This is a genomic window from Aquibacillus sediminis (assembly GCF_005870085.1).
Classification (GTDB): domain Bacteria; phylum Bacillota; class Bacilli; order Bacillales; family Amphibacillaceae; genus Aquibacillus_E; species Aquibacillus_E sediminis.
In genome coordinates this window covers 46,627-70,429 of record NZ_SZNM01000005.1, presented here as the reverse complement: position 1 = coordinate 70,429, position 23,803 = coordinate 46,627, and the positions used below count along the sequence as shown (strand labels likewise).

General features: G+C 36.5%; 30 protein-coding genes. 1 reads left to right on the top strand and 29 read right to left on the bottom strand.

Annotated elements, in window-relative coordinates; all coding sequences use genetic code 11:
* Positions 1 to 110: 110 nt before the first annotated feature.
* The 14 genes from FCI53_RS07315 to FCI53_RS21670 form a co-directional block, all read right to left on the bottom strand.
* Positions 111 to 887 carry a sulfite exporter TauE/SafE family protein gene (locus FCI53_RS07315; protein ID WP_138417363.1) on the bottom strand — a complete coding sequence of 259 codons (777 nt, stop codon included), beginning with the start codon at positions 885 to 887 and terminating at the stop codon, positions 111 to 113.
* A gap of 90 nt (positions 888 to 977) precedes the next feature.
* Positions 978 to 1,205 (bottom strand): sulfurtransferase TusA family protein, encoded by a 228-nt coding sequence (locus tag FCI53_RS07310; protein WP_138417361.1) that lies wholly within the window; start codon positions 1,203 to 1,205, stop codon positions 978 to 980.
* 537 nt (positions 1,206 to 1,742) lie between these two features.
* Positions 1,743 to 2,870, bottom strand: a complete 1,128-nt coding sequence (locus FCI53_RS07305) for an MBL fold metallo-hydrolase (protein ID WP_138417359.1) — start codon at positions 2,868 to 2,870, stop codon at positions 1,743 to 1,745.
* Positions 2,871 to 2,916: 46 nt separating this feature from the next.
* Positions 2,917 to 3,150 carry a glutaredoxin family protein gene (locus tag FCI53_RS07300; RefSeq protein ID WP_138417357.1) on the bottom strand — a complete coding sequence of 78 codons (234 nt, stop codon included), beginning with the start codon at positions 3,148 to 3,150 and terminating at the stop codon, positions 2,917 to 2,919.
* A gap of 12 nt (positions 3,151 to 3,162) precedes the next feature.
* The gene (locus FCI53_RS07295; RefSeq protein WP_138417355.1) at positions 3,163 to 3,729 is read right to left on the bottom strand and encodes a sulfurtransferase TusA family protein; all 567 of its coding nucleotides are present in this window, start codon (positions 3,727 to 3,729) and stop codon (positions 3,163 to 3,165) included.
* 80 nt (positions 3,730 to 3,809) lie between these two features.
* On the bottom strand, positions 3,810 to 4,103 hold the full coding sequence (locus tag FCI53_RS07290) for a rhodanese-like domain-containing protein (protein ID WP_138417353.1): 294 nt from the start codon (positions 4,101 to 4,103) through the stop codon (positions 3,810 to 3,812).
* Positions 4,104 to 4,123: 20 nt separating this feature from the next.
* Positions 4,124 to 4,486 carry a rhodanese-like domain-containing protein gene (locus FCI53_RS07285; protein ID WP_138417351.1) on the bottom strand — a complete coding sequence of 121 codons (363 nt, stop codon included), beginning with the start codon at positions 4,484 to 4,486 and terminating at the stop codon, positions 4,124 to 4,126.
* 42 nt (positions 4,487 to 4,528) lie between these two features.
* Positions 4,529 to 5,008, bottom strand: coding sequence for a DsrE/DsrF/DrsH-like family protein (locus FCI53_RS07280; protein ID WP_138417349.1), 480 nt, complete (start codon positions 5,006 to 5,008; stop codon positions 4,529 to 4,531).
* 853 nt (positions 5,009 to 5,861) lie between these two features.
* Positions 5,862 to 7,190, bottom strand: coding sequence for a S8 family peptidase (locus tag FCI53_RS07275; RefSeq protein WP_138417347.1), 1,329 nt, complete (start codon positions 7,188 to 7,190; stop codon positions 5,862 to 5,864).
* A 247-nt stretch (positions 7,191 to 7,437) separates the two neighbouring features.
* Positions 7,438 to 8,310, bottom strand: coding sequence for a peptidoglycan-binding protein (locus FCI53_RS07270; protein WP_138417346.1), 873 nt, complete (start codon positions 8,308 to 8,310; stop codon positions 7,438 to 7,440).
* Between the two features lie 285 nt (positions 8,311 to 8,595).
* Positions 8,596 to 9,171: an SCO family protein gene (locus FCI53_RS07265; protein WP_138417344.1), complete on the bottom strand. Its 576-nt coding sequence runs from the start codon at positions 9,169 to 9,171 to the stop codon at positions 8,596 to 8,598.
* A gap of 72 nt (positions 9,172 to 9,243) precedes the next feature.
* Positions 9,244 to 9,837, bottom strand: coding sequence for a TlpA disulfide reductase family protein (locus tag FCI53_RS07260; RefSeq protein ID WP_138417342.1), 594 nt, complete (start codon positions 9,835 to 9,837; stop codon positions 9,244 to 9,246).
* Positions 9,838 to 9,847: 10 nt separating this feature from the next.
* A complete protein-coding gene (locus FCI53_RS07255; RefSeq protein ID WP_138417340.1) occupies positions 9,848 to 10,606 on the bottom strand; it encodes a cytochrome c biogenesis CcdA family protein in 759 nt (252 codons plus the stop codon).
* Positions 10,607 to 11,269 (bottom strand): hypothetical protein, encoded by a 663-nt coding sequence (locus FCI53_RS21670; protein ID WP_210238484.1) that lies wholly within the window; start codon positions 11,267 to 11,269, stop codon positions 10,607 to 10,609.
* A gap of 250 nt (positions 11,270 to 11,519) precedes the next feature.
* Here FCI53_RS21670 and FCI53_RS07245 point away from each other — a divergent pair, with 250 nt between their 5' ends.
* The gene (locus tag FCI53_RS07245; RefSeq protein ID WP_138417338.1) at positions 11,520 to 11,969 is read left to right on the top strand and encodes a hypothetical protein; all 450 of its coding nucleotides are present in this window, start codon (positions 11,520 to 11,522) and stop codon (positions 11,967 to 11,969) included.
* A gap of 136 nt (positions 11,970 to 12,105) precedes the next feature.
* Here the strand turns inward: FCI53_RS07245 and FCI53_RS07240 are convergent, their stop codons facing one another.
* The 15 genes from FCI53_RS07240 to FCI53_RS07175 form a co-directional block, all read right to left on the bottom strand.
* The gene (locus FCI53_RS07240) at positions 12,106 to 12,540 is read right to left on the bottom strand and encodes a VOC family protein (protein WP_138417336.1); all 435 of its coding nucleotides are present in this window, start codon (positions 12,538 to 12,540) and stop codon (positions 12,106 to 12,108) included.
* A gap of 427 nt (positions 12,541 to 12,967) precedes the next feature.
* Positions 12,968 to 13,948 carry a copper resistance D family protein gene (locus FCI53_RS07230; RefSeq protein ID WP_246050037.1) on the bottom strand — a complete coding sequence of 327 codons (981 nt, stop codon included), beginning with the start codon at positions 13,946 to 13,948 and terminating at the stop codon, positions 12,968 to 12,970.
* A gap of 111 nt (positions 13,949 to 14,059) precedes the next feature.
* Positions 14,060 to 14,671 (bottom strand): copper resistance CopC family protein, encoded by a 612-nt coding sequence (locus tag FCI53_RS07225; RefSeq protein ID WP_171038099.1) that lies wholly within the window; start codon positions 14,669 to 14,671, stop codon positions 14,060 to 14,062.
* Between the two features lie 186 nt (positions 14,672 to 14,857).
* Entirely contained in the window at positions 14,858 to 15,604 is a 747-nt protein-coding gene (locus FCI53_RS07220; RefSeq protein ID WP_138417330.1) for an SDR family NAD(P)-dependent oxidoreductase, read from the bottom strand.
* Positions 15,605 to 16,220: 616 nt separating this feature from the next.
* Complete coding sequence (locus tag FCI53_RS07215) at positions 16,221 to 17,366, bottom strand: anti-sigma-I factor RsgI family protein (protein ID WP_138417328.1); 1,146 nt, start codon at positions 17,364 to 17,366, stop codon at positions 16,221 to 16,223.
* Positions 17,363 to 18,088 (bottom strand): sigma factor, encoded by a 726-nt coding sequence (locus FCI53_RS07210; protein WP_138417326.1) that lies wholly within the window; start codon positions 18,086 to 18,088, stop codon positions 17,363 to 17,365. The genes FCI53_RS07215 and FCI53_RS07210 overlap by 4 nt, the downstream gene beginning before the upstream one ends.
* Before the next feature lie 152 nt (positions 18,089 to 18,240).
* Positions 18,241 to 19,623 carry a DUF5667 domain-containing protein gene (locus FCI53_RS07205; protein WP_138417324.1) on the bottom strand — a complete coding sequence of 461 codons (1,383 nt, stop codon included), beginning with the start codon at positions 19,621 to 19,623 and terminating at the stop codon, positions 18,241 to 18,243.
* A 195-nt stretch (positions 19,624 to 19,818) separates the two neighbouring features.
* The gene (locus FCI53_RS07200; RefSeq protein WP_138417323.1) at positions 19,819 to 20,196 is read right to left on the bottom strand and encodes a hypothetical protein; all 378 of its coding nucleotides are present in this window, start codon (positions 20,194 to 20,196) and stop codon (positions 19,819 to 19,821) included.
* A 300-nt stretch (positions 20,197 to 20,496) separates the two neighbouring features.
* Entirely contained in the window at positions 20,497 to 21,087 is a 591-nt protein-coding gene (locus tag FCI53_RS07195; protein ID WP_138417321.1) for a YitT family protein, read from the bottom strand.
* Between the two features lie 415 nt (positions 21,088 to 21,502).
* On the bottom strand, positions 21,503 to 21,673 hold the full coding sequence (locus FCI53_RS21365; RefSeq protein ID WP_171038098.1) for a hypothetical protein: 171 nt from the start codon (positions 21,671 to 21,673) through the stop codon (positions 21,503 to 21,505).
* Positions 21,670 to 21,927: a hypothetical protein gene (locus FCI53_RS07190; protein ID WP_138417319.1), complete on the bottom strand. Its 258-nt coding sequence runs from the start codon at positions 21,925 to 21,927 to the stop codon at positions 21,670 to 21,672. Before FCI53_RS07190 ends, FCI53_RS21365 begins: the two co-directional genes overlap by 4 nt.
* A gap of 90 nt (positions 21,928 to 22,017) precedes the next feature.
* Complete coding sequence (locus tag FCI53_RS21360; protein WP_171038097.1) at positions 22,018 to 22,167, bottom strand: hypothetical protein; 150 nt, start codon at positions 22,165 to 22,167, stop codon at positions 22,018 to 22,020.
* Positions 22,168 to 22,278: 111 nt separating this feature from the next.
* Positions 22,279 to 22,692: a hypothetical protein gene (locus FCI53_RS07185; protein ID WP_138417317.1), complete on the bottom strand. Its 414-nt coding sequence runs from the start codon at positions 22,690 to 22,692 to the stop codon at positions 22,279 to 22,281.
* Between the two features lie 129 nt (positions 22,693 to 22,821).
* Positions 22,822 to 23,139: a hypothetical protein gene (locus FCI53_RS07180; RefSeq protein WP_138417315.1), complete on the bottom strand. Its 318-nt coding sequence runs from the start codon at positions 23,137 to 23,139 to the stop codon at positions 22,822 to 22,824.
* A gap of 117 nt (positions 23,140 to 23,256) precedes the next feature.
* Positions 23,257 to 23,796, bottom strand: coding sequence for a DUF5412 family protein (locus tag FCI53_RS07175; protein ID WP_138417313.1), 540 nt, complete (start codon positions 23,794 to 23,796; stop codon positions 23,257 to 23,259).
* Positions 23,797 to 23,803: the final 7 nt, after the last annotated feature.

The following is a 23,803-nucleotide window of genomic DNA, read 5'->3' as shown; positions in this document are numbered from 1 at the left end:
TAGTTGAACCATTCGGGGTGTTAGCGTCCGTTTTACTCCCACTTAAACATCTCCGTTTCACTTCATGTTTTGAAGTGGGAGTCTTACGGACGTTTGCACCGGGACAAATTCTACAAAATATCGATCCAGATTTTGATAGCTGTTCCTAAAATTAGTAGTGCTAATATTATTTGTAATGCTTTCGTATTTACTTTTTTACCAGCATTTGCTCCTAGAGGTGAAGCAATTAAACTAGCAATAATCATAATAGCTGCTGGAAAATAATCGACTTGACCAGTGGTAACTTTTCCAACGGTTGCCCCAATCGAAGAAATAAAAGTAATCGCCAAGGAAGAGGCAATCGTCATTCGTGTCGGGATCTTTAACACAACAAGCATAATCGGAACCAATAAGAAGGCACCTGCTGCCCCTACAATCCCTGCACCAACCCCTACGATTAATGCTAGAATCGCTGCTAAACCTTTGTTAAATGTTACTTGATCAAACGGAATATCATCGACACCTTTTTTCGGCACAAACATCATGACTGCTGCAATCAAGGCTAGTATTCCGTAGACAAGATTAATACCTGCTTCAGGCATTAACTTGGAACCATAACCACCAATAAAACTACCAATTAAAATACTAACTCCCATATATAGGATTAGTGTTTTGTTTAAATAGCCGCCTTTACGATATGCCCAAACACCACCAATGGTTGCAAACAGCACTTGTACTGCACTAATACCTGAAACTTCGTGAGCTGTAAATGCTGTAAGTCCAAATAATGGTGGAATATATAAAAGCATCGGATATTTAATAATAGAACCACCGATGCCTAACATCCCTGAAATAAACGAACCAAAAAAACCTATAAGAAAAATCGTAATGATAAATGCGAGATCCATCCCTGCTTTCTCCCCTTTAAAAAGGCCCCTGAGAGCATACAGGTTATTGTCTTTGCCTGTATGTTCATTTCAAGGGCCACGTTTCTTTTTTTAACCTTTTTTAATCCAAAACTTTAATACGTCATTTTCTTCGGTATCTTGTAATAACTCATGACCACCAGATTTCGCCCATGCTGTAAGGTCACTTTTTGCCCCTTTATCTGTAGCATGCACTTCTAGAATGTCACCACTTTCTAATTCGTTCATCGCCTTTTTTGTTCTTACAATCGGCATTGGACATGCCAATCCTTTTGCATCTAATACTTTTGTTACGTCCATTATCCATACCTCCTAGGGTTGTTTTTAATTAATATGATCTTTGTTTCTCTCTTGAGAGCGAACGTGTATATTAATGCCTAAATTTGATTCAGATATAAAGATTAATTGCAGTTTCGTGTACATCTAGAGCTTTTTTTCACGCTAATGTGCACGTTTCTCGGCTTTTCGTGTATATCTGGAGCTTTTTCTCTCTCTAATATGCACGTTTCCCAGCTTTTCGTGTACATCTAGAGCTTTTTCTCTCTCTAATGTGCACGTTTCTCGGCTTTTCGTGTACATCTAGAGCTTTTTCTCTCTCTAATGTGCACGTTTCTCGGCTTTTCGTGTATATCTGGAGCTTTTTCTCTCTCTAATGTGCACGTTTCCCGGCTTTTCGTGTACATCTGGGGCTTTTTTTCACGCTAATGTGCACGTTTCTTGCAGTTTCGTGTACATCTAGAGCTTTTTCTCTCTCTAATGTGCACGTTTCCCAGCTTTTCGTGTACATCTGGAGCTTTATCGCCTCCAGATATACACGTTTTTTCAATTAAAATCTTCTTATCTCACCGCACAACGGTTTGGTCCGATTTCCATTTCTCTTTGCTTTTCTTCTTCTGGTGTAATTTTACCCATGTTTGTTTCACGAATTTCTTGGTACGCGTTTGGTTGTGGTGGTAAGTTTTCTGTCACGATTCTTCTAAACTCGTTTTCGTCTTCCATGTTCAAGCCATGGTTTTCAGCGAATAGTTTACCTAGTTTTTCACCAACAGATCCGTCTTCGTTTAATTCATCAATAATCATAAAGTGTGCTGGCAGAACAACTAATTCATCAGATAGTTCTCTATAACGAGAATATAGACTTTCTCTTAAGTCACCTACCCAATCATCAGCAAGTCCCGCTAGGTCTGGGCGGCCGATCGAGTCGATGAATAGAATATCCCCTGACATTAGATATTTCTCATCTACTACGAATGAAGTAGATCCAATCGTATGTCCTGGTGAATAGAGTGCGTGAATTTCGATTGCTGTGTTACCGATTGTTACAACATTTCCACCTTCTAATGCCTCATATTCAAATGTAACTTCTGTTGCATCTTTTGGAGGTAACCAGTACGTTGCATTTGTTTTCTCTGCAATCGTTCTTCCTCCAGAGATGTGGTCTGCGTGTAAGTGCGTATCAAATACGTTCGTGATTGTCGCACCTTTTTCTTCAGCAAAATCTAGGAAAATATCTGTCATACGTGTCGCATCGATAATTGCCGCTTCCCCATTAGAGATAACCATGTAAGAAAGACACCCTTTTCCGATACGTACGAATTGATACAGTTCCCCACCATCATTTAGATCGCCAACTTTTACAGGCTCTAGGTGTTCACTCCATGCTTTCATACCACCTTGTAGATAAGATACGTCTAAACCTTCATCAGAAAGCATTTCTGCTACCATGACAGATGAACCTTCTTTGGCACAGACAACTAAGATATCTTTGTCTGATGGAAGTTTTTCGATAATTTCTTCTACACCATCTAATAGTTCAAAATAAGGAATGTTCAAGTAGTCAAAGTTATGCCCTTCAATTTTCCAATCTGCAAAAGCATCTTCATTACGAACATCTAAGATAAATAATTCTTCTTTGTTAAACACCTTTTTCGTTACATCACTTGCGTTCATTGCGTTTACTGCCATTTTCAAATTACCCCCTGTAGTATAATTGAAATTAAAAAATTTTGATTTACTTTTTTAATGCATCCATAATTTTATTTGGATCAAACCCTAATACCCATTTACCATTTATTTCTGTCTGTGGTACCCCCATTTGTCCTGTTGTTTGCACCACACGTTGCATTGATTGAGGATCCTTTTCCACATTAACCTCTGTGAATTCGATATTTTTATCTACTAAGAAATTTTTCATCATCACACAATATGGACATTGTGTGGTTGTATAAACGGTAATATTATTCATTATACTTCCTCCTTAGGTTAATTTGGTTGTTTCTCCAGACCACTCACTCATACCTGGTAATACATTCACAACATGGTTAAAGCCATTATCCGCTAATTTTTGTGCCGCTAAGTCACTTCTACTTCCAGTACGACAAATCACATAGATTTCATCTTCTTTGTTCAGTTCATCCATACGCGTTTCAATTTCTCCTAATGGAATAGATTTCGCGTTAGGAATATGATTAAATGCATATTCTGCTGCTTCTCTTACATCAAGCACAACCACATTGTCTGCTAACTTCGCTTGTAACGCTTCATTTGGTGTGGTATGTGGATGTTTCTTTTCTACTGTTTCTTCATCAGTAGACTTTCTTAGATAGTGTTTTAATGTTTCACCTTCTTCAATTGTTCCTAAATACTGATGTCCAGCACTGTTTGCCCAAGCTTCGATATCAGCCTTTGAGCCTTTATCTGTTGCTTGCACTTCGATGACTTGCCCTGCTTCTACATCTTTCATCGCTTTTTTAGTTTTCACGATTGGCATTGGGCATGCTAACCCTTTTGCATCTAACAAATGATCCGCTTTTAATTGTTCCATATTACAACCTCCAAATACCTATTAGGGTATATTTTTAATTAAAAAAATTTCCACCTGTTGGACAGGTGCGTAGAACAACCTTATTCTACGTCACCTTCCCACGCAAGCATACCACCTGTCATGTTGGTGATCTTAAAGCCCTGACTTTCAAGGAATTGTGATGCACGACCACTTCGACCACCAGAGCGGCATACCATAATATATTCTTTTGATTTATCAAGTTCATGCATACGGAACTCTAATAGCCCTAAGGGGATGTTCATCGCTCCAGGGATTTTCCCTTCCTTCACCTCATCAACTTCTCGAACGTCTACAATATTTAAGTCTTGCTTTGTTAAAAGTTCTTTTACTTCGTTAGCTGTTAGTTGTTTCATAGTTGTCTCCCCCCTAGATCTTAACGCCAAGCGTTCATTCCGCCTTTAACATTGGTTACATTTGTAAATCCTGCATTTTTTAATAGTTTGCTAGCTTTTTGACTACGCATCCCACTCGCACAAATCACAACGACTTCTTCGTCTTTGGATAATTGCTTTTCTGCTTTTTGTACTAATGTGTTAAGCGGAATATTTTTAAACTCTTTAATATGGTTCCCCTTGAACTCACCAGGTGTGCGAACATCGACAAATTGTTTACTTTTATCATTTAATTGATTTTTCAATTCTGCTGTTGAAATGTTGGTAATGCCTATTGTTGGTATAAACCGTTTTACAATAAAAAATACAATCAGTGCTAGTAAAAGATAATTGATATATTCCATTTTGTTGGCTCCTTTTAGGAAGGGAATATTCCCTTCTATTTATTAGATAAATAGATTTACATTACCGTCTTCCGCATCACCTAAATAGGCAGCAACACCTGCATAGTCAATATCATCTAACAATTCTTCTTTTTGTAAACCTAGTAGATCCATTGTCATCGTACATGCTACTAGTTTTACATCTTGTTCTTGTGCCATCTCAACTAACTGTGGCAATGGCAAGGCATTGTGTTTTTTCATAACACCTTTAATCATTTTTGGCCCCAAGCCAGCATATTGCATTTTTGATAGGCCAAGCTTATCTGCGCCTCGTGGCATCATTTTCCCAAACATTTTTTCCATAAATCCTTTTTTAACTGGTACATTCTCATCTTTACGCAGTGCGTTTAATCCCCAGAAAGTGTGGAAAATCGTTACCTCGTGATCATATGCTGCAGCACCATTGGCAATGATGTATGCCGCCATTGCTTTATCGTAATCACCACTAAATAAGACAATCGTTGTTTTTTTGTTCTCAGACATAATAAAGTCCTCCTTGTTATATTTAAAAATTAGTATTTGATTTTTTGACCAGTACGGTTACCCCTATGGGTATTATAATAGTAAAAATAACCTAGGATGTCAACCCTCTCTCTTTCGGCATTTGTTAGTCATTTTTCGTTACTGCTGAACAGCCGGTCGTGTCCGCCTGACAATTCTCATTGTATACCCCTGCAGGTATTATGTCAACATCCTTATTTATATTTTTTAAAGGTTCATTTTGCACGTTGTGATTTTGCAATCAACTTTGAGTAGGTAAGCGGGGAGGATATCAGAATGAAGATCCAAGCCATTCCACAAACTGGAGGTATTTGCGAAGTAACGGAATAAGAGCCCACTTTCACCCATCCGAACAAACGTTACATCGGAATTTTTTATATCCATTGTGAAATGACACTTTTACAAAGCCATTTTATAGTAAGGATCTTCAACAATACCAGATCGCTAGAATACATCGATCTCATCATTCATAAATTGATAGTAGTAATCAAATTACTAGAAACGGAGTGAGTTTTAATGGAAAAGTGTCATTATTGTAGTCAGCGAGCTACTAGCTATTGTATGTATACCAAAAAATCTCTTTGTCCTCGCTGTTACATTAAAGTTGGAGGTCTCACTTTTTGTAACATGCAGGCAGCAAATAAGTATTTTAAAGGTAAATCAAAATAACACAACTTTATACCCTAGCATGTATTACGTATAGACTTATTAATTGCTTTTCTCTCACAGTTATTCTGATTCGGGCAATGTGTTTCTCCTAGTTCTTTTCACGCCGTCAAAAAGAAATGCCAGACACAAATAGATCATTCGTATCTGGCATTTTATTGAAAGAATTTTATCCTGGGATTGATTCTTCCGCATTAATATACCCTGCACCGTAGATATTCGGATCTCGATCTTCCCATAAAACCGCTCCATCTTTTAATTGTGTTTTTATTTGAAGAGGAGTTAAATTTGGATCGTGTTGTTTCATGAGGGCAACAACACCTGCGCAAATTGGTGTTGCCATTGATGTTCCCGATAACACAAAATAATCCGTATCGACACGACTAGTTTTTTGAATTTTATCTAGATAGGATCCTGGCGCCCTTAAAGAAACGATATTCACACCTGGCGCCAATATATCTGGCTTGGTTACACCATAAATGGTTGGTCCTCTACTCGAGAAGTTTGCCACATCATCATCAGATCTTGTTTCTGAAGTATTACGATCATCTAATGCACCGACAGTTATGACTTGATCACTGACCCCTGGACTAGCGATTGTACGTGGATCTGGCCCTTCATTTCCAGCTGCTACACATACTACAATGCCGCTGTCCCAAGCCTGCTCAACTATTTGCACCATCGGATCATCGTTTTCCGTCCCATATCGCTGTGCTGGTGAACCTAAAGACATACTAATAATGTCAATTTGGTCTGTGTTGTTACTTGCATTGTAATCGATACACCACTCAACACCTTGCATCACCGTTTCTAATGACCCAGACCCCATTTTATCTAATACCTTGACACCTATAACATTCGCTTCCGGAGCAGGTCCAGCATAAGTTCCACCTGAAGCCGATCCGTCACCAGCCACATCACCTGCACAATGGGTACCATGTCCATTATCATCATAAGCATCTGTACGGTCATTAATAAAATCTGTAAATGCTGTTATACGTCCTTCCAAATCTTGATGAGGTTGGATCCCTGTATCTATCACTGCTACGGTTGTTCCTCTTCCTGTTAGAGTTGTTCCATTTCGAACGACATTTTCTGCATTCGCAGAAGGAACTGCATGGTCTAATAATGCTTCGACCTTTCGATTGAGATACACTTTACGAATAGTATTACAGTTATTCAGCATGATTTCTAATGCCTCTGGGGTTAAATCTACACTGCAGCAAGAAATACTTCGGAATTCATGTCTAATTGAACAAGTAGGTTGGTTGGACATCATACTAGCTACTGTATTTTTCCCTTTATAATAGGAACCCTTTTCAAATTGAATGACAACGGACATTCGTTTATGACGTTTTATTCGTTTTTCAATCCATCCATGCATAAAACATGGAACCCAGCGGAATGGTTTATACAAATTTAATACTTCATTACGCAGGGAGGTATCCATTTTTATTGCATGTGTGCGGACCATTTGTACCATTGAATAGCCAAACACCTTTAAAACCTCCTTTACTCTCAGATGTTGTAATCTATGAAAGAGAAGGTTAACTTGGAAAGGTGTTTGTCTATCAATCTAGTATAATATGTGAATGACCTAGTCTATTTGACTATGACATAGGGCTATGCTCAGATTAGATAACCTGTTAATCTACTTAAGTTGCGGGTATTGACACAAACTCGATGTGCGACATCTTTTTTATAGCCCGAAATTCTTCCCGTTCGATTGTTTCGGGACAGTAAATTTAGTCATTCACTTCCTCATCCAGTTTTGCTTTCGTATTTGGTCCATACACCCCGTCAACTTTTAAATCAGAATACATCGATTGAAATCGCCTGATAGCATCCTCTGTTTTCGGACCATAATAACCATCAACGGTCCCAACGCGGAAATTTGCTGCGTTTAGTGCTCGTTGTATTTGTTTTACGGCATCTAGCTGTTGCCTTCCGTGACGCCAGCGATTATATACCCCATCCGGTAGCGGATATGTTTTAATTGCTGTTGTTAATCTTGCTTGTGTGATTGGTCCAACGTATCCATCAACCGTGATGTTTTGATCTTGTTGAAAATCTCGGACAGCTTGTTCTGTTAAAGGCCCAAACGAGTTATCAATCGCGCCATGATAGAAACCAAGTTTGTTTAAAAGCGATTGGAGGTTTCCGATTGCAGGACCAAGATCACCAGTCGCATAGTAATCAATTGAAATCTCCTTTTCTAAATAATCAGTAGGATTTACAGAATTGGATCGTTGTGAGTTCCAACGACCGCGATGCAATTCAAAATGAAGATGCTGACCAGTTGAATTACCCGTATTACCCATTACACCAATCGTTTGTCCTTGGCGTACACGATCCCCTTTAAATACACGGCGAGATCTAGAGCGCATATGGGCATATAAACTTTCCCAAATAATCCCATCTACTTCATGCTCTAAGATGATGTATTCTCCGTAACTATTTGAGTGTACAGATGTCGTGACAGTTCCATCTGCTGTTGCAAAAACTTCATGATATCCTGAATCCGCAATATCTGTCCCACTATGCAATCGTCCCCACCGCTGTCCGTACCCACTAGTAATACGCCTCGTATCTGTCGGCCAACTAAATGTGACAGCCATATCACCCACGTCCTTTCTATTGAATTCTTGTCCACTCTTTTTTGTATACCTCCCCCTATCTATAATCGATTCAAAGTAGAGTGGAAGTGTCTTGACGGATTACCTAATTATTAAAAAAATGATAACATTGCGGATGAGGATGGGATCGGCGTATTTGCGAAATTCTGTCTCCGTTTTACGGAATTATCCTATTTTTCGCAGTATAAACTCATTTTTAAAAACACGCATTCCCTTACAAAGCAACAAAAAATGCCACTCCATCAAATGGAATGACATTTTTAGAATCTATTGTACTTTCTTCAAATCTTCTATAATCGTTTCAATCTCATCGGACTGTGTACCATCATAGAATTTAATTGCTTTTCCTTCTGGATTGACTAAAAAGAATTTCGTACCATGTGTCACTTGATCACTTCCCTCTGGAGCTTCCTCTAACCATGATTGAAATGATTTAATCGACAACTCTTTAATTGTTTCAAAATCATAACCAGTTAGAAACGTCCAATTGGATAAATCTGCTTGATAGTCTTCTGCATACTCTGTTAACACTTCTGGTGTATCATAATCTGGATCCACACTAAACGAAACAAGTTGGGCGTCTAAATCCTCTTCGTTGAGACGATCTTGGAGTTTTGACATATTGCTCGTCATTGGTAAACAGATAGTTGTACAATTTGTAAAAATAAAATCTGCAATCCACCATTCACCCTCTAAATCTTCTAATGCTAGTGTTTCATTGTCTTGGGTTGTAAATTCAAAATCTTGTACATCTCTTGACATGTTGGTTTCAATGTCACCACAGCCAGCGAGTAATACAACACTAGCAACAAATAAAAAAAGTAGGAAACAACGTTTTTTCATCTATATATCCTTTCCTTCCCATAATGTATATCTATCATTATTGTAAAGAACAATTGAATAGAAGTAAAAGAATTAATCCATGTTTTCCCACTGTTGTACCATTTGTTCTTCATTCATTGGTCCTTGTGCAATAAAGCTGGTACGACCATTGGAGTCAATCATATAAGATGTTGGATATGCTTGAATTTGATAAGATGCTGCCAGTTCTCCTTCATCATCCATTAGTATAGGGAAAGTTAACCCCATTTCTTCTATGAATTCACGGACATCCTCTATACTTGTTTCGGTTGAAGTTAAATTGACCGCAAGTACTGCAACATCCTTCTCTTCATAAAACTGTTGCATATCTGGCATTTCCGCTCGACATGGTGGACACCATGTCGCCCAAAAGTTAACCATCACACGTTGGCCACGATAATCCGACAACCGTACTGTTTCACCATCTAATGTTTGGAGTTCGAAATCTGGTGCGATCTCTCCCTTTTCAAGTCCAACATCCTCTGCTTGTTCAACGTCCTCCCCTTGATCAGGCGATGGAGAAATAATCATTGTACCTTCTTCCCCGTCAAGTACGGTGATATCATCGTCATTTGCTGAAGCGATAAAGTCATAAACAGCCCAACCAAGCATGCCAACGATGATGACAAGTAATATCGTTTTTTTCATGTAGCTCCTCCTAACCAAGGTTAGCAAACCATGTATCTTGGACTAATTTTAGTAAAAATGTACTAATTCTTTCCATCTCACCACTGAATAAAAACAATCCCATGATAATCATGATCACTGCACCGATCTTCATAATGATTTGACTGTGCCTAACAATCCACCTTGTCGAACCGAGGAAAAAGGTTAACACAATAAATGGTAAGGCAAAGCCAATTACATACATTACTGAGTAAAATAAACCATGACCAGGATCGCTTGTGGCTAATAAAATAATGGAACCGAAAATTGGACCAATACATGGTGTCCAACCTGCAGCAAAACCAAGTCCAACAAAAAACGTCCCTACATAGCCTGTTGGCTTTTTGGTATGGTGGAAACGTTTATCTTTCATTAAGGCAGGAATCTGAATCCACCCTGCCGTTAACAAACCCATAAATATGATAAAAATACCAGCAATACGCTGAATCAATTCTCCTGAATTCCCAATCAATAACTGCTTAATCCATTGCCCTAAAAACGATGCCCCCGCACCCAATCCGATGAAAATAATCGAGACACCGAGTAAAAAAAATAAAGAATGCGTTAACAGTTTACGACGGACTTGGAGGTTCTGATTTTCTTTTAAATCTTTCACACTAATCCCTGTTATATAAGATAAATATGCTGGAAAAATCGGTAATACGCATGGTGATAAAAACGATATTGCACCTGCACCAATTGCTAAAAACATACCGACAAACCACATCGTATCTGCTTCAATTGCTCCCACTTATAATCCCTTCTTTCTGTATATGAAAATAGTGATACTTACGAATAAAACGATTCCAGTAAACCATGGTTCCATCATGTAACCAAATACAGTTACAAAGGCTTGAGTCCATGCTAACACCATCAATCCGAACGACCATAGGACACCTATCATGAGTATAACCGTAGCTGTAGGAAACCGTCCACGAATAAATACAAATAGCAAAAGTAAACCGGCTACTAACATCAACGGCCCTAATGCATACGTATTGTCGTTCCAAATGAGTTGGATAAAATCATAGACAAACGATGCAACTAAAAACACATGAACAAATGCATCTAAAAAGACAAGCATGTCCATTTGCTTACGTTTAAACTTGATGACCAACAATAGAACCGTCGCTACAATTGCCAAGTAAAACGAACTTGAATCACTAGGATATGCTAAAATGGCGATCGGATCTTCAATAAAGATAGATGCATGTAATAAAATTTTTGCTAACCAGATAAAAATTAAGAGATTAACAAATTGCGAGGTGAGCTCCTCGATTTGTTGTTTTTTTTGCTGTTTGTCGCGATCACTCATCATATAGTAAAAAACAAAACCAATGGCTATAGATAAAATGATGATACCAATGGAAAATAATTTAGCAATGCTTGCAGTTGAAATTTTTGGTTCCTCCAATCTATAAGGTCAGTATCCTTATCATAGATCATTTATATTAAATTTTAATGAACAAAACTAAATTTCTCCAATAAAAAGTATGGATACTAGTATTCGTTGCGTATAGATTGACCTTAATGGTGCGTATCTAGGCGATATTACGCGCAACCTAACCATATTTACGCGCATTTCCAAGAAAATCACGCGTAACCTATCCAAAAAAGTGTTATAATAATAATACATTTATTACTAGCAACATCTTGGAGGTATTATGCTTACATTTGAACACAAATTACAAATTATTGAATCTTTTCTTGAATTGGAGCGCAACGATATATCACTTGGGCGAGTGAATTTTCACTATCCAGATAGTATCTATGAGAAAAAGATTGTTGTCTACCGCCTTCATCCTAATGGAAATGGCTTTGTTTATGGGGAACTAATGGACAACCTTGATTATGATGTGGATAACAAGGGCATGATTAACATTCGCGATTTCACAGAGAATGAGCTTCGCGAGGTAATAGAAAAATCGATCGCTTCACTTTCAGAAGACCTTTTTGAAGAAGAATGGATCAATGAAGAAAAACAAGTGCTAACGCTTGTTCATGACTTTGATCTATGGAATATTTATGCGGACGACATGCTAGACGGAACCTTTCCTACTTATAGCGGGGCCACTAGTTACTTAGAACAAGAAGGATTTAGACGAAAATTTTAAGGTAATGAAACAAACGTACCCTGAGAAAAATTAAATCAGAGTACGTTTTTTACTGTTGGCAGAACTTTCTTGTCTAGCGTCACTTTCAAACGGGAGGTCAAACTACTCCCATTCCTTATATTAAGTATACCCATTGTTAATTCTTCTTTTTTTCTTCCCATAGCTTGATCCGTTCTTCATGACTAACCTCTTTATGTACTTGATGCAACATCCATATATAACCAAACGGGTCCATGAATATGGCGTTCGTTACTCCGTAGTCAGGAATTTCCGTCACTGCTTGTACCTCTGTACACCCTACTTCCATCGCTTTTGTATAGGTCCCTTTAATGTCTGGAACAGTAACATTAACCCAACTCGTTTTAGGATCGTCTATTGTTGGTGCAATTAAATGGAATGCTGGGTTTTCATCTAATAGATGAAAGCGAACATCGTATAGGGTGAAAACTGCCTCATTTTCACCATGAGGAAGGTTTGAAACCTCCACACGCTCTGTATCAAATATATTTTCATATAACTCCAGTGCTTTTAAGCTATCTTTCACAACCATATCTATTTCTACTCCAACCATAATAAACACACTCCTTTTACAAGTTAGGAAACAAACTTGTGTCCCCCACTCCTTGAATGATTTGCGTTACATCATTTGCTTCTAATTTTACCTCAATCTATATTTCGATTTGATTTATGTTCCAACGCTAGGTTCCTTTTTCGACCACTACATGATTTTGTATGTTTTTCATACCTACTGACGTTCCTTGATTAATATTGAATCAACTGGATAGTACATTTATCAAGCTCTCCATTACTGCTAATTAACATGTACTGTTTGACCAATCGTTTTCATTTCTTTCTAATATTTGACCCTGTTAGGCAGCATCCTTAACTTCTTCTTGCACTGCATTGCGAACAGCAAAGCTATAACAGCTGCGAGTCATTTGGTCTCTTTTAATGTATCCATCCCCAAATGACCTTTTTTGATGGTCATCTTTTTTTAATCAACTAATACTCATAATTAAAGCTAAATAACTTGAACAGACAAATAGGACACTCAGCAAAAATGTAATCATTGTCGATGCTTTTTTAAAGAAAGCGTAAAAAATCATGACCAAAAATAGTAGTGCAATGATAATAAGAAATATACTCAACATATTGACACTCAATTGAACTTCCATACCGGGATAATACTGCCCTTGATAAAAGAATTCAAAAAGGAAAGACAGCCCATCAGTTTCCGGTGTACTAGCACTTGGGGGAGCTTGTTGGCCCATTGCCGCAGTTATGGAAAAAATAAGAAGTGCAACAATACTTTCAGCTTTCACCCATGGAATAGGATTGAAATTTTTAGCCTTTATTAATTTTTTACGGATAAATATACCGTTAACAACAGCATAGACAAATAACGATATAATGAGTAAATGTTTTATTAATAGAAATTGCCCATAATCAACTGTCCATGAATCTGGATATTGGGATAGATCCATAAAAAACGACATTAGAAGTATTCCAGAAGCTGTTGTCACTAGAACACACCCAATGGCAATGGGAGTAAACCAATACAGAAATTGCAACCAATTCACATAATTTTTGGAAAACCAGCTAACTACAAACAAAACACCAATCCAAATGCTAACCGCCGTGAAATGAGCCAGATGGGTTAAAACACCTTTTGCTTGTTCCAAAGAACTTGCATGACTGGACCATGCAAGTCCTATCATTAAAATAAATGTTAAAAGACATCCAGCCCAAGAATATTTTGTTTGTACCGGTTGATAAAAAGTAACAATAAAAACAAACAAAACCATAACAACTATTGTCGTAAAAATCCATGCGTTTCCAATGTCAAACGTTAATAATACGGTTTGTAGTCCAGCTTGCCATCCTAAGTTCTCTTGCAAATTCAAAATCAAAACGAGTACAGGTGTAAAGGAAAATAAAGCTACACCAATTGTTGCCATAATCATATATCTTTTACTCACAAAAACATCCGGACGAAATTGCCTAGGAACCAATGATAATATGAAACTCCCCGTTAATATTGCAAAACAGAGATATAAAGTTAATTCGCTAATAATTACCAAAAACATTGATTACTTCATTCTCCTTAATACGAAAAAGAAGATAATGATAGCCACTATTAATCCGAACACGATAACAGGAACAGGATTGGATGAATCTTCATTTTCTACTTCACCACCTGCAACATCATTTTCTGTTCTATCTTCTGTTTTGGTCGCATTCTGTTCAGTATCTTGCTCATTATTTTCTTCTTTGTTCGTTTGCCCATCTTCACCATTTTCATTCACCGAGTCTTCTTCATTATTGGTATCAGCTGATGGTGATTCCGCCTCAGTTACATTTATCTCAAATGAAAACTCCCCTTCCATTTGATGCCCGTCAGCACTTATAATACTCCAAACAACTTGATAATTTCCATTTTCCAAATCATTCGCAATTGTTCCGATCACTTCAGTATCATTAACGGTAAGCTCTTCAATGGAAACAGCTTGTCCATTCGGTCCCAGCAATTCAAATGTGCTTCCTTGTTCAATCTTCCCATCAAAAGTTAATGTTATTTTCTCTATATCTTCTGTAATAACCTCACCATCTGCAGGTATAGAACTCTCTAAATGAGAATGTGCAAAGGTAAGTGGTACAAAAGAAAACAGTAATAGCAAAGTGATCAATGTTATTTTCTTCAAAATATTCCCTCCTAATAATTCTTTATACGAAAAAACCAGGTAAACTTACGTAATTTCTTAACACGACTTTTGTCACAAATAAAGGAACAAACGACATTCTCCAAATACTCAGTTCCTCTTTTTCCATGCCTCCTTTAATCAAAGTGGGCTAATTCAAATTTTTAATTTATCTACTAAAAGTATAAATCACTCATCTGAAGTACCTAGTGTCATTCCACCGTCTACAACAATTTCGGTACCTGTACAATAAGAGCTTTCATCAGAGGCAAGAAATGCTACAGCACGTGCAATTTCAATTGGTTGTCCAATCCGTCCTAAAGGTACTGAATCATAATATGTAGGAACATGCTTGCCCTTAGTAGCCATTTCTGTTTCAACTCCGCCTGGATGAACCATATTTACTCGAATTCCTTTTGGCCCTAACTCAATAGCTGCAGCTTTTGACATTGCAACCACAGACGCTTTTGTCGCAGCATAGACAGAAGACTGGCTAATTGGCGCAAATGCAGAAATAGACACATTGTTTATTATGGAGCCTTTTTGCTGCTTCTCCATTTGAGGAATAACTGCTTGCATCCCCATAAATACACCAAGTTGATTAACATTAATCAACTGTTGATAATCGTCTACGCTTGTCTCTATAAAGGCTTTACGTTTTAGAGATCCGGCATTATTCACTAATACATCAAGCTTTCCGAACTTATTTATCACCTTATCAACCGCTGATTTCCACTCTAATTGTTTTGTGACATCTAACTGGACTGGAATTGCTCGATCTTCTCCAATCATCCTAGCCACTATTTTAGCCTCATCATAGTTTCGAGCACCAACCCCTACCATAGCCCCCAACGTGGCAAGGTGTTGAGCAATAGCTTTCCCCTGTCCTCGATTAGCCCCGGTGACCAGAACGACGTGGTTGTTTAAACATGACATATCCTCACTCCTTTTTTAATGACCGTAAAATGAAACTTCACTCCGTGGGGTTTTTTGCTCTTCCCGCACTGAGTGTTAGTTGAACCATTCGGGGTGAAAGCGAAAGGTTTACTCCCACCTAATTCACTTCAAGCTTGAAGTTGTAGTCTTACGGACGGTTGCATCGGGATAAAGCCAGATTTATATGAAACTTTTCCGTTAATATAGTATCAAGCATAATTTCCCCACCTAAATAGCTGTGCATTAGACATTTAGCCCAAAGTCGCTAAATATGCCTACAATACTTCACAATAGCCATATTTATTCTAACATAATAGTAAGCATCCATTGTTAAATTGAAACGAATCAAGTTGTTTTTCTACTTTGTCAAATCTAATACAGCAATAGTCAAATATAACATTTACTAATAAAAAATGACTACTAATTGTTAGACAATGTAGTAGTCATTTCACGCTATTTTATCCCGTATGTAACTGGCAGTAAATGTCCGATTCTGTTCAAGGGCCAGCGGGTCTCTCCTTGCGATACTTACAATCAGTGAGGGATGAAAGCCCCACTGATTGAAGTTTCACATTATTATTGGCCATAACTTCTATATAATATCAGAAAAACATTTCTAAGGTTTTCCACCTTTTCCTTCATTTTGTTGCTTTTCCGCACTTTGATTTGCACGACTATTTGAGTTGCGATTACCATTATTGTTCTTCTGCTCTGACTTCCCCTTTTGATTGTTCCTAACATTTCCTTGATTGGAATGGTTATGTTTTTGTTTTTCACGATTTGCACTATTTTGATTGCCTTTGTTCTGTTGTTTTTTCACTTGATCCGATTGATCAGACGGTCCTTGTTTTTGTTGGTTTGATTGGTTATTGCGTTTTTCATTTGGACGATTTTCGGGACGGTTCGATCGATTGGATGGATGATTCGATTTAGTATTTGGCTCGGATTTATCTTTGCTAACTCCATGCTGGTTTCCATTGTTCGTTTTATCATTTGGATTGGCATTGTTAGATTTGTTTTGACCTTGTTTTTCCTTCACTTCTTTCATGAACGCTGGAATAGACGTGTTTCTTAATTCCTCCAGGTCCACTTCAACCTCATCTTGCTCAAACCGTTTGTACACTTGATATTTGTTAACAGATAAATCCTTTTGCTTTGATTCATCTACTAATTCTTTTGTCCCTTTTTCTACCGAGACATCCGCATCAATTTCATGTGTTTGGATCGATTGATTCATACGTTGGCTAGTATCCCGGTCATCAAATTCCAATTGATCATGCAATGGGACAACTGTTAAAGCAACCATGCCTTTTTCATCTTTAGCTAAATAGTTTTGCGAAATCGAAATATCTATTATCTCGTCTAGAATAACATCGATATGTTGCTTTTGATTCGCAATTGCATCCACTACTTTTTGTCCGTCTTCATTTAGAGACTGAATTGATGTGACCTGCAATTGTTCATTTGCATAAATCTCAATGCTAGGATTGATATCAACGGCATATAAATACGCTTCGCTCTCTTGGGTAAAAGGAAAGAAAGCATACGTTATAATTGCAAGAAGCATTACCGCTACAACCGAAACATATTTGGCATCCATAAAACTTGGTCGTTGCTTTTCTACATGTGTATATAAGTCTCCAATCATTGGCATTTCATGTTTGGAACGAGGAACATTTTTAAAAGTACCATCATTACACAACAAAGTAATCGTTTCATTGGTAATTTCCATCACTATGCCTTGATACGTTTTTATTTTCATACTTTTGCCTCACTTCCAACTGGTACTTCAATGTACGCAGAAAGTTGTTTCCATTCCGGATGCAATTTCAATAAGATAAGCGTTACAATATATTTTCGGTGCCGTTCAATTGTTTTCCGTCGATGACCATATCGATTAATTAATTCGGTTGCTGGCAATCGCTTTTTTTGCACAAACAATTCTACTAGATCGTTAGCTTGCATTACATCATCCGCTAGTTTTAATAGTTTTCTTTTTGTTCGGCGATGTTTAGGCGAGAAATTTTCTAATTCTTCAAACCGAACACCATAATCATCAAGCTTTTCCCGTAACTCATTTATTTCTTCGATCAAATCATTTTGCCTAACAGATAACTGGTACGATTCCATAGACTTTTCTACTTCATAAACATTAATAGTGGAATCATCATCCGCTTGAACCTCCAGCGGAATGTGCATCGCTTTCTGCTCCTGACGAAAATGATCAATTAATGACCGTTTGATCAATAAATAGACGTAATTTAAAAAAGATTTGTCGGCATGAATATCATACGTATCAATTGCACGGTTAAAAGCAAGCAACCCAATACTAGATTCCTCGTCACTCCATGTAATATACCTTTTGCAAATGTGACCAACGGTATGAATAATGTAGGCTTTATAATGTTTAATTAATCGTTCTCTAGCTATTTCATCACCATTAGCGGCTGAGAGAATAGATTTCGTTACTTCCTCTTCGTGCATGATATCCCCCTTCACAAACCCGATACATTCCCACGATTATCATACGTCTATTTTGATTAAGGTGAAAGAGGCCAAAATATGGATTTTTTTGGGGTGTGCATATAAGGAAGGAGCCCTAGATGTGGACTCCCTCGACAAGATCTTCTTTGTTTTTACTGTTTTGGACCTTTACCCTTAGCCTCTTTTGCTGCTTGTTTACGTTCTTGCTTTGCTTTTTCTTTTTGTTGTTTCGCTAGCTCTTTTTGCTGTTCACGTTCTGCTTTTGCTGCTTCTCTTGCTTCTTCACGTTCTGCTTTCGCTTCTTGTTTTTGCTGTTTACGTTCTGCTTTCTCTAATGCCTTTGCTGCTTTACGTTCCGCTTTTTCTTCCTGCTTCACAAGTTTTGCTTGTTGTTCGTCAGTATCAACCTGTTCTTCACTTTCTTCTTCATCAATTTCTTCTTCGTCTCGTTCCTCATCATTGTCTTCTTCTGTTTCTAGATCTGTTTCAGTGTCCTCTTCTGTTGCTTCTTCTAGACGTTCTTCTTTTAACTCATTAAAGATCTCTTCTGCTTCTGCTCTAAGTTCACTTATTTGTTCATCTGCTTCTTCTTGTGTTAATTCTTCATTCTCCACTTGTTCTTCAATGTCAGCAATTTCAGCATCTAATTCATTTCGAATTTCTGCATATGCTTCTAATAGATTTAATTCTTGTAATTTATCTAATGTTTCTTGGGAAACTGACAGATCTTCTAGCGCTTCTTCATCTTCCGCTTGTTCTGCATCCTCCAACTCTTCTTCGATTTCTTGTTGTCTTTGTTCAAGAACATACTTCATCATGTTTCCAGGATGAATACCTAGTTCTTTCGCAAGTTGTCCGTACCCTCTACCTTCTTGTCTTAGTGCAACAACTTCTTCTACAGTACGATCACTTTGTTCTGCTAAAGATACAATTTTAACAATTTCTCCAAAGCCAAAACCTTGTTCACGTAGATCTTGAATATCCTCTGTTTCTATTCCATTTACTACATTTGCAACTAAGTATGCTTCTTGACGTTTCTCGTTTAGTTCTTGTTTTTGTTCTTCATCCACTTGTTCGGTAACATCATCATCGACATTGGTAGAATTTTCTAATTCAACAGATAGTTGTTCCTTCACATCTGAATCGACTGTTTCATCTGTTGTCACTTCTCCAATTTTTTCTTGGGCTTGTTCTAAGATATTAATATAATCGCTAATTGCTTCATTCAATACTTCCTCTTCACCTTGCTCAATCAATTGTTGCGATTCTGCTAATCGTTCTTTCAAAAACTGCAATAATAACTCTGACTCTTTTTGAGGATCAACAGTAAATAATAATTGAATATCTTCCGAAGCTTTGTCTAGAAAATATAATAAATTATTAGGAGTTAGCATTCCTGCATCAACAGTTGGATCATCCACTACTTCCGTCAGTTCATTTATATTCTCGGAATCAACTTGTGCATATGCTGGTGTTGTTGTAAGCAACGCCCCTGCTAAAAAAATACTTGATGTAAACATTAATTTTTTCTTCATTGTTACTTCCCCTTTTCGATATGATTTACTAGATTTGTTATTAAGTATGATTTGCTGATAACTAGTTATCTATTAGTTATACGGAAGGAATTTTTATTTTGTGGGGGGTGATAAAAAATTTTATAAAAAATGATGCCAGGTACTGCTAATAGACGTGCGTCCATTAACTATACCTGGCACCATTACCGTATTTTGTTATCCTAAAAGTAATGTAAAAAAAATAATGATACTGCCGGTGCTAATGATTGTAACTGTATCAAAAGCAAACTCAGTAACAGAATGTTTGAGGAAATGTTTGTAGTAACCCGTGGAGTTTCTTTCTATTCCTGTAACTTCCATGTTCTTATGTTGCATGTATTGATCCTGCTCTTGTCCGATTGCCTCCATTCGAATCCCGGTGTGACTTGTTTCCATCGAGGCCATTAATCCGATTAATAGTAACATAATCCCTTCAACGAAAAGAATATTTTGAATGGAATAGATCGTATAACTTGAAATTGATATTCCAATGAGGTAGGCAATTATTATAAAAATAAAACAATAAAGTGTCGAGAATACCCATTTTTTTATCATAGAATTATACCTTTTAAACCTCCCCTTTTCCTATTATTATACATGATTCCCTGTCATAATTCATGCAATTTACAGAATCTTTAAGATTAAGATGTAACGGTTTACAAATGTTGCAGTATCGAACAGCATAACACATATAAAAAAGTTAAGATTGATGTAGCAGCATTTTCAAACTTTGGATTGTTGCTACCCCATATCATGGTAACTAAAACATTAACTGTTAAAAAACACGATTATAAGTAAGAAACCTAAAAGAAGACATACACTACTTGTTGTGTATGCCCCCGATAATGGCTAATTTCATTCGTATCTCATATTCCATGTCCATATGGACGTAAATAACCCCACAAAAGAAATCGTAATTGCTGACAATATCACGGTTTCAATTGAAAAAATAAGGCCACCAATGCCAATAATGAACGCATCAATAATAAAAATTAAGATACCTACATTTATCCGTGACCCTTTTGCTAATAATTGAGCAAGTAAGTCAGTTCCACCCGTACTAGTGTTAAAACGAAGCATCATTCCCATGCCAATCCCAATAAAAATTCCACCAATAATCGAGCTCGTTATGGATGACAAGTGAAAACTCCGAATAAATGGATCATGTAATGGATATAAGAAATCGATGATTAAGGAGGAAAACAACATACCATGCAAACTATTATAAAAGTAATGTCGGTTATGAAACCACGCTAACACAAAAACCGGAATACTCATCATGATAATAATAAAGCCAGCCTTAAGCCCCGTAACATAACTAATGATTAACCCTAATCCAATCATGCCACCATCTAATAACTGAAACGGAACTAAAAAGAAATTAATGCCCATTGACAACAACAAACTTCCTATTAATATGGATACAATTTTTTTCATCAAGAACATTGCTCTACTCATCCCCACAAATTGGACATGTTTTACAATATGAATGTAAAAACGAAAAAATGAACAGGGGATACTAGCTTTATCAACAGCTGCAGATTAAGGTGGAAATAGGCTGTATTTAGATGATATTTTATTAAGAACTGCAACAACAAAGTATTGCTTATAATTGTAAGTAGTAGACAAAGACGCTTGGGGGTGGTTATTAGTTTGTTAGGTATCTTGTTGTTCCAGTAAAGCTTAATTTTATCTTACATGTGGCAAAATAAAAATCCTCTTTACTAGAGGACTTAGTTTATGGATATATTTAATTGTTGCAGGTCGATAATTAGACCTACAACTTCTATTTCATCGTTAATAAAGATTTGATCTTTAGTATAAACAAACTCAAGTCCACCGACTCCTTGAATTGTTTGAGTTACATCATTTGCTTCTGATTTACCTCTATTTCTTCAAGTTTATTAACATTAAAGATTGTTCCAGCAGATCCGGTATCGATTAAAACATTCTCTAATTTTAAGCTGCGACCTCTAAAAGTTACTACAACCTCTAAAAATGGTAATTCTGACAATTCAATTATCTTAATCATATTTTTCTAAGTCCTGTCCATTTTTTCTCATATATATCGAGATCCTCTCTAGATGTATGAAAGAAGTATAGTTCACGATTAGTCTTTTTCTTTTGTAATTCATTGTGGCGACGGAATGCGTCCATTGAATCGTCAAAAGAATCTATTACAGCTATTTCGTCTACTATGCGATAATTACTATCTGAGTGAGCTTCAATTGCTTCAAATACAACCCACTTATCAGGATATGCTTTTCGAACTTCTCCCCATAACATACATACTCCCCCTCTCGTAAAATATAAATTTTCTATTATCATTTTATCAAAAATTTTATTAATTCAACTCAAGTTTCTTGATTGAAGAGTTTATTTATTCACTCTGCCTTTCAAATCCTTATTAGTTTCCTTCTTAAAACGGACATATTTTGGAAATAATACTATTTCAACTATTACCGCAATTAAAATTACAAAATTCGCTAGAAGAACTAATATAGGCAAAATCTGTTCAAATCTCATTATGCCCCCCTTATTTAAGTAATTTTTATTCCTTTAAAATAATACAAAAAGATTAAGTTCTGCATTCTTCGTTTTTTTCATTAACCTTCCCTATAGTTTAATAACTAAATGTTAATTATTTAATAATTCCTGTTCTAAAACCTTTGTATTTTCTTCATCTAATTCTCCAAATCCTTCATCTTCTTCATCGCTAATAATTGTCGAAGTTCCATCTTTATGAAACCAAATTGAATAATTAACCAACTTTTCAGGTTTGCTTTCACTAACTTTTAAGAAATGAGTTGCTTTTACAACTTCCTTAGCTTCCATATCAATTATCTTGTTTGGTTCCCATTCAATTTTTCCCCAAACACTTCTTAAATTTTCTATACTACTTTCTTCTGTAATCATAACTTCTTCATCGTTATTACCATTAGCTTCAACTACTTCAACATCAATTCTGGTCAATTCAGATTTCCCATTCCAAATAAATATCAAGATTATAGTAGCAATTAGAATGGAAAAACCAACAATCCATTTTTTCAATATCTCCACTCCTTTGAATACTGTCTTTCTTAAACTTTAATGCTTCTTTACTTCAAGAAGTAGCATTACCACTCTTTCGGTAATCCCACTCGTTTGTTTAAAAATCACTTAATTTAGGGTTACAATTTTTCATAACCACAACAAAAACGCGGATACACCCAGAACGAAAATTGTAGTTATAAGTAATAATGTGAAATGTTCTTTTTTCTCGTTAACTAACATTTCAATAAGTTTGACAGCATTAGATAAACCTAAAGAAAGAAGCATACCAAAAAGTAATAAATTTGGAGAATCATTTAAAGTATTCGAACCTACTAACCCCGAAATAGATATAAATAAAACCCGAACGGCAAAGTAAATTGTAAAAACGCTTAATAGAACTTTCAAGGCTAAAAATAACTTATTACTTTTTCTATATATTTCTTGAATCCTGCTTACCATTTTCAACTTTAACTCACCCCTATTTGAGAAAGTGCCTCTTTATCAAAATAAGAGTTGCCAACCGACAACTCCTTGTCCCACTTTTGCTCCCTTTACTTTAAGTATGTTTGTTCACATACTTTATCATTGATAGCCGTAAGTATCTCCTTCATCTAATTTTAAAATATGATTATTTATAGATACGCTATCATTACTTTCCCATTCCACTTCAACTTGTTCTACTCTGTCTTGATAATAAATTCGTTTTTTAAACCATAGTGGTCCGTTTAATTCCCCTCTTACTCCAAATGAACCTGCTGCTCCTGCATCGTAACGATAAAAATCAATTGTATAATTATCATCAGGAGAACTTGCCGTCTTTATATGTTCATTAGCTCCCATTGATGAAAAGAATAGTGTAAATGATAGTACCAAGAAAAGTCCGATAGATGTCAATGAAGACAAAATAACCGTTAACCAGCTTCTTGTTTTTGCCCACCAGTTTCTTTTATCTTTAAAACCAATAATCCCTAACGTAAAGGCTATCAAACTAATTATAAGCAAGATATAATTTGGCGGTGCAATTAACCAAGTATTGTTAATATTAGAATACAATGAGTAGGCTGCTAATCCTAAACAAACAAGTATTAAATAAAAAGACCATAAGTTATATTTTTTCCCCATAGAACTC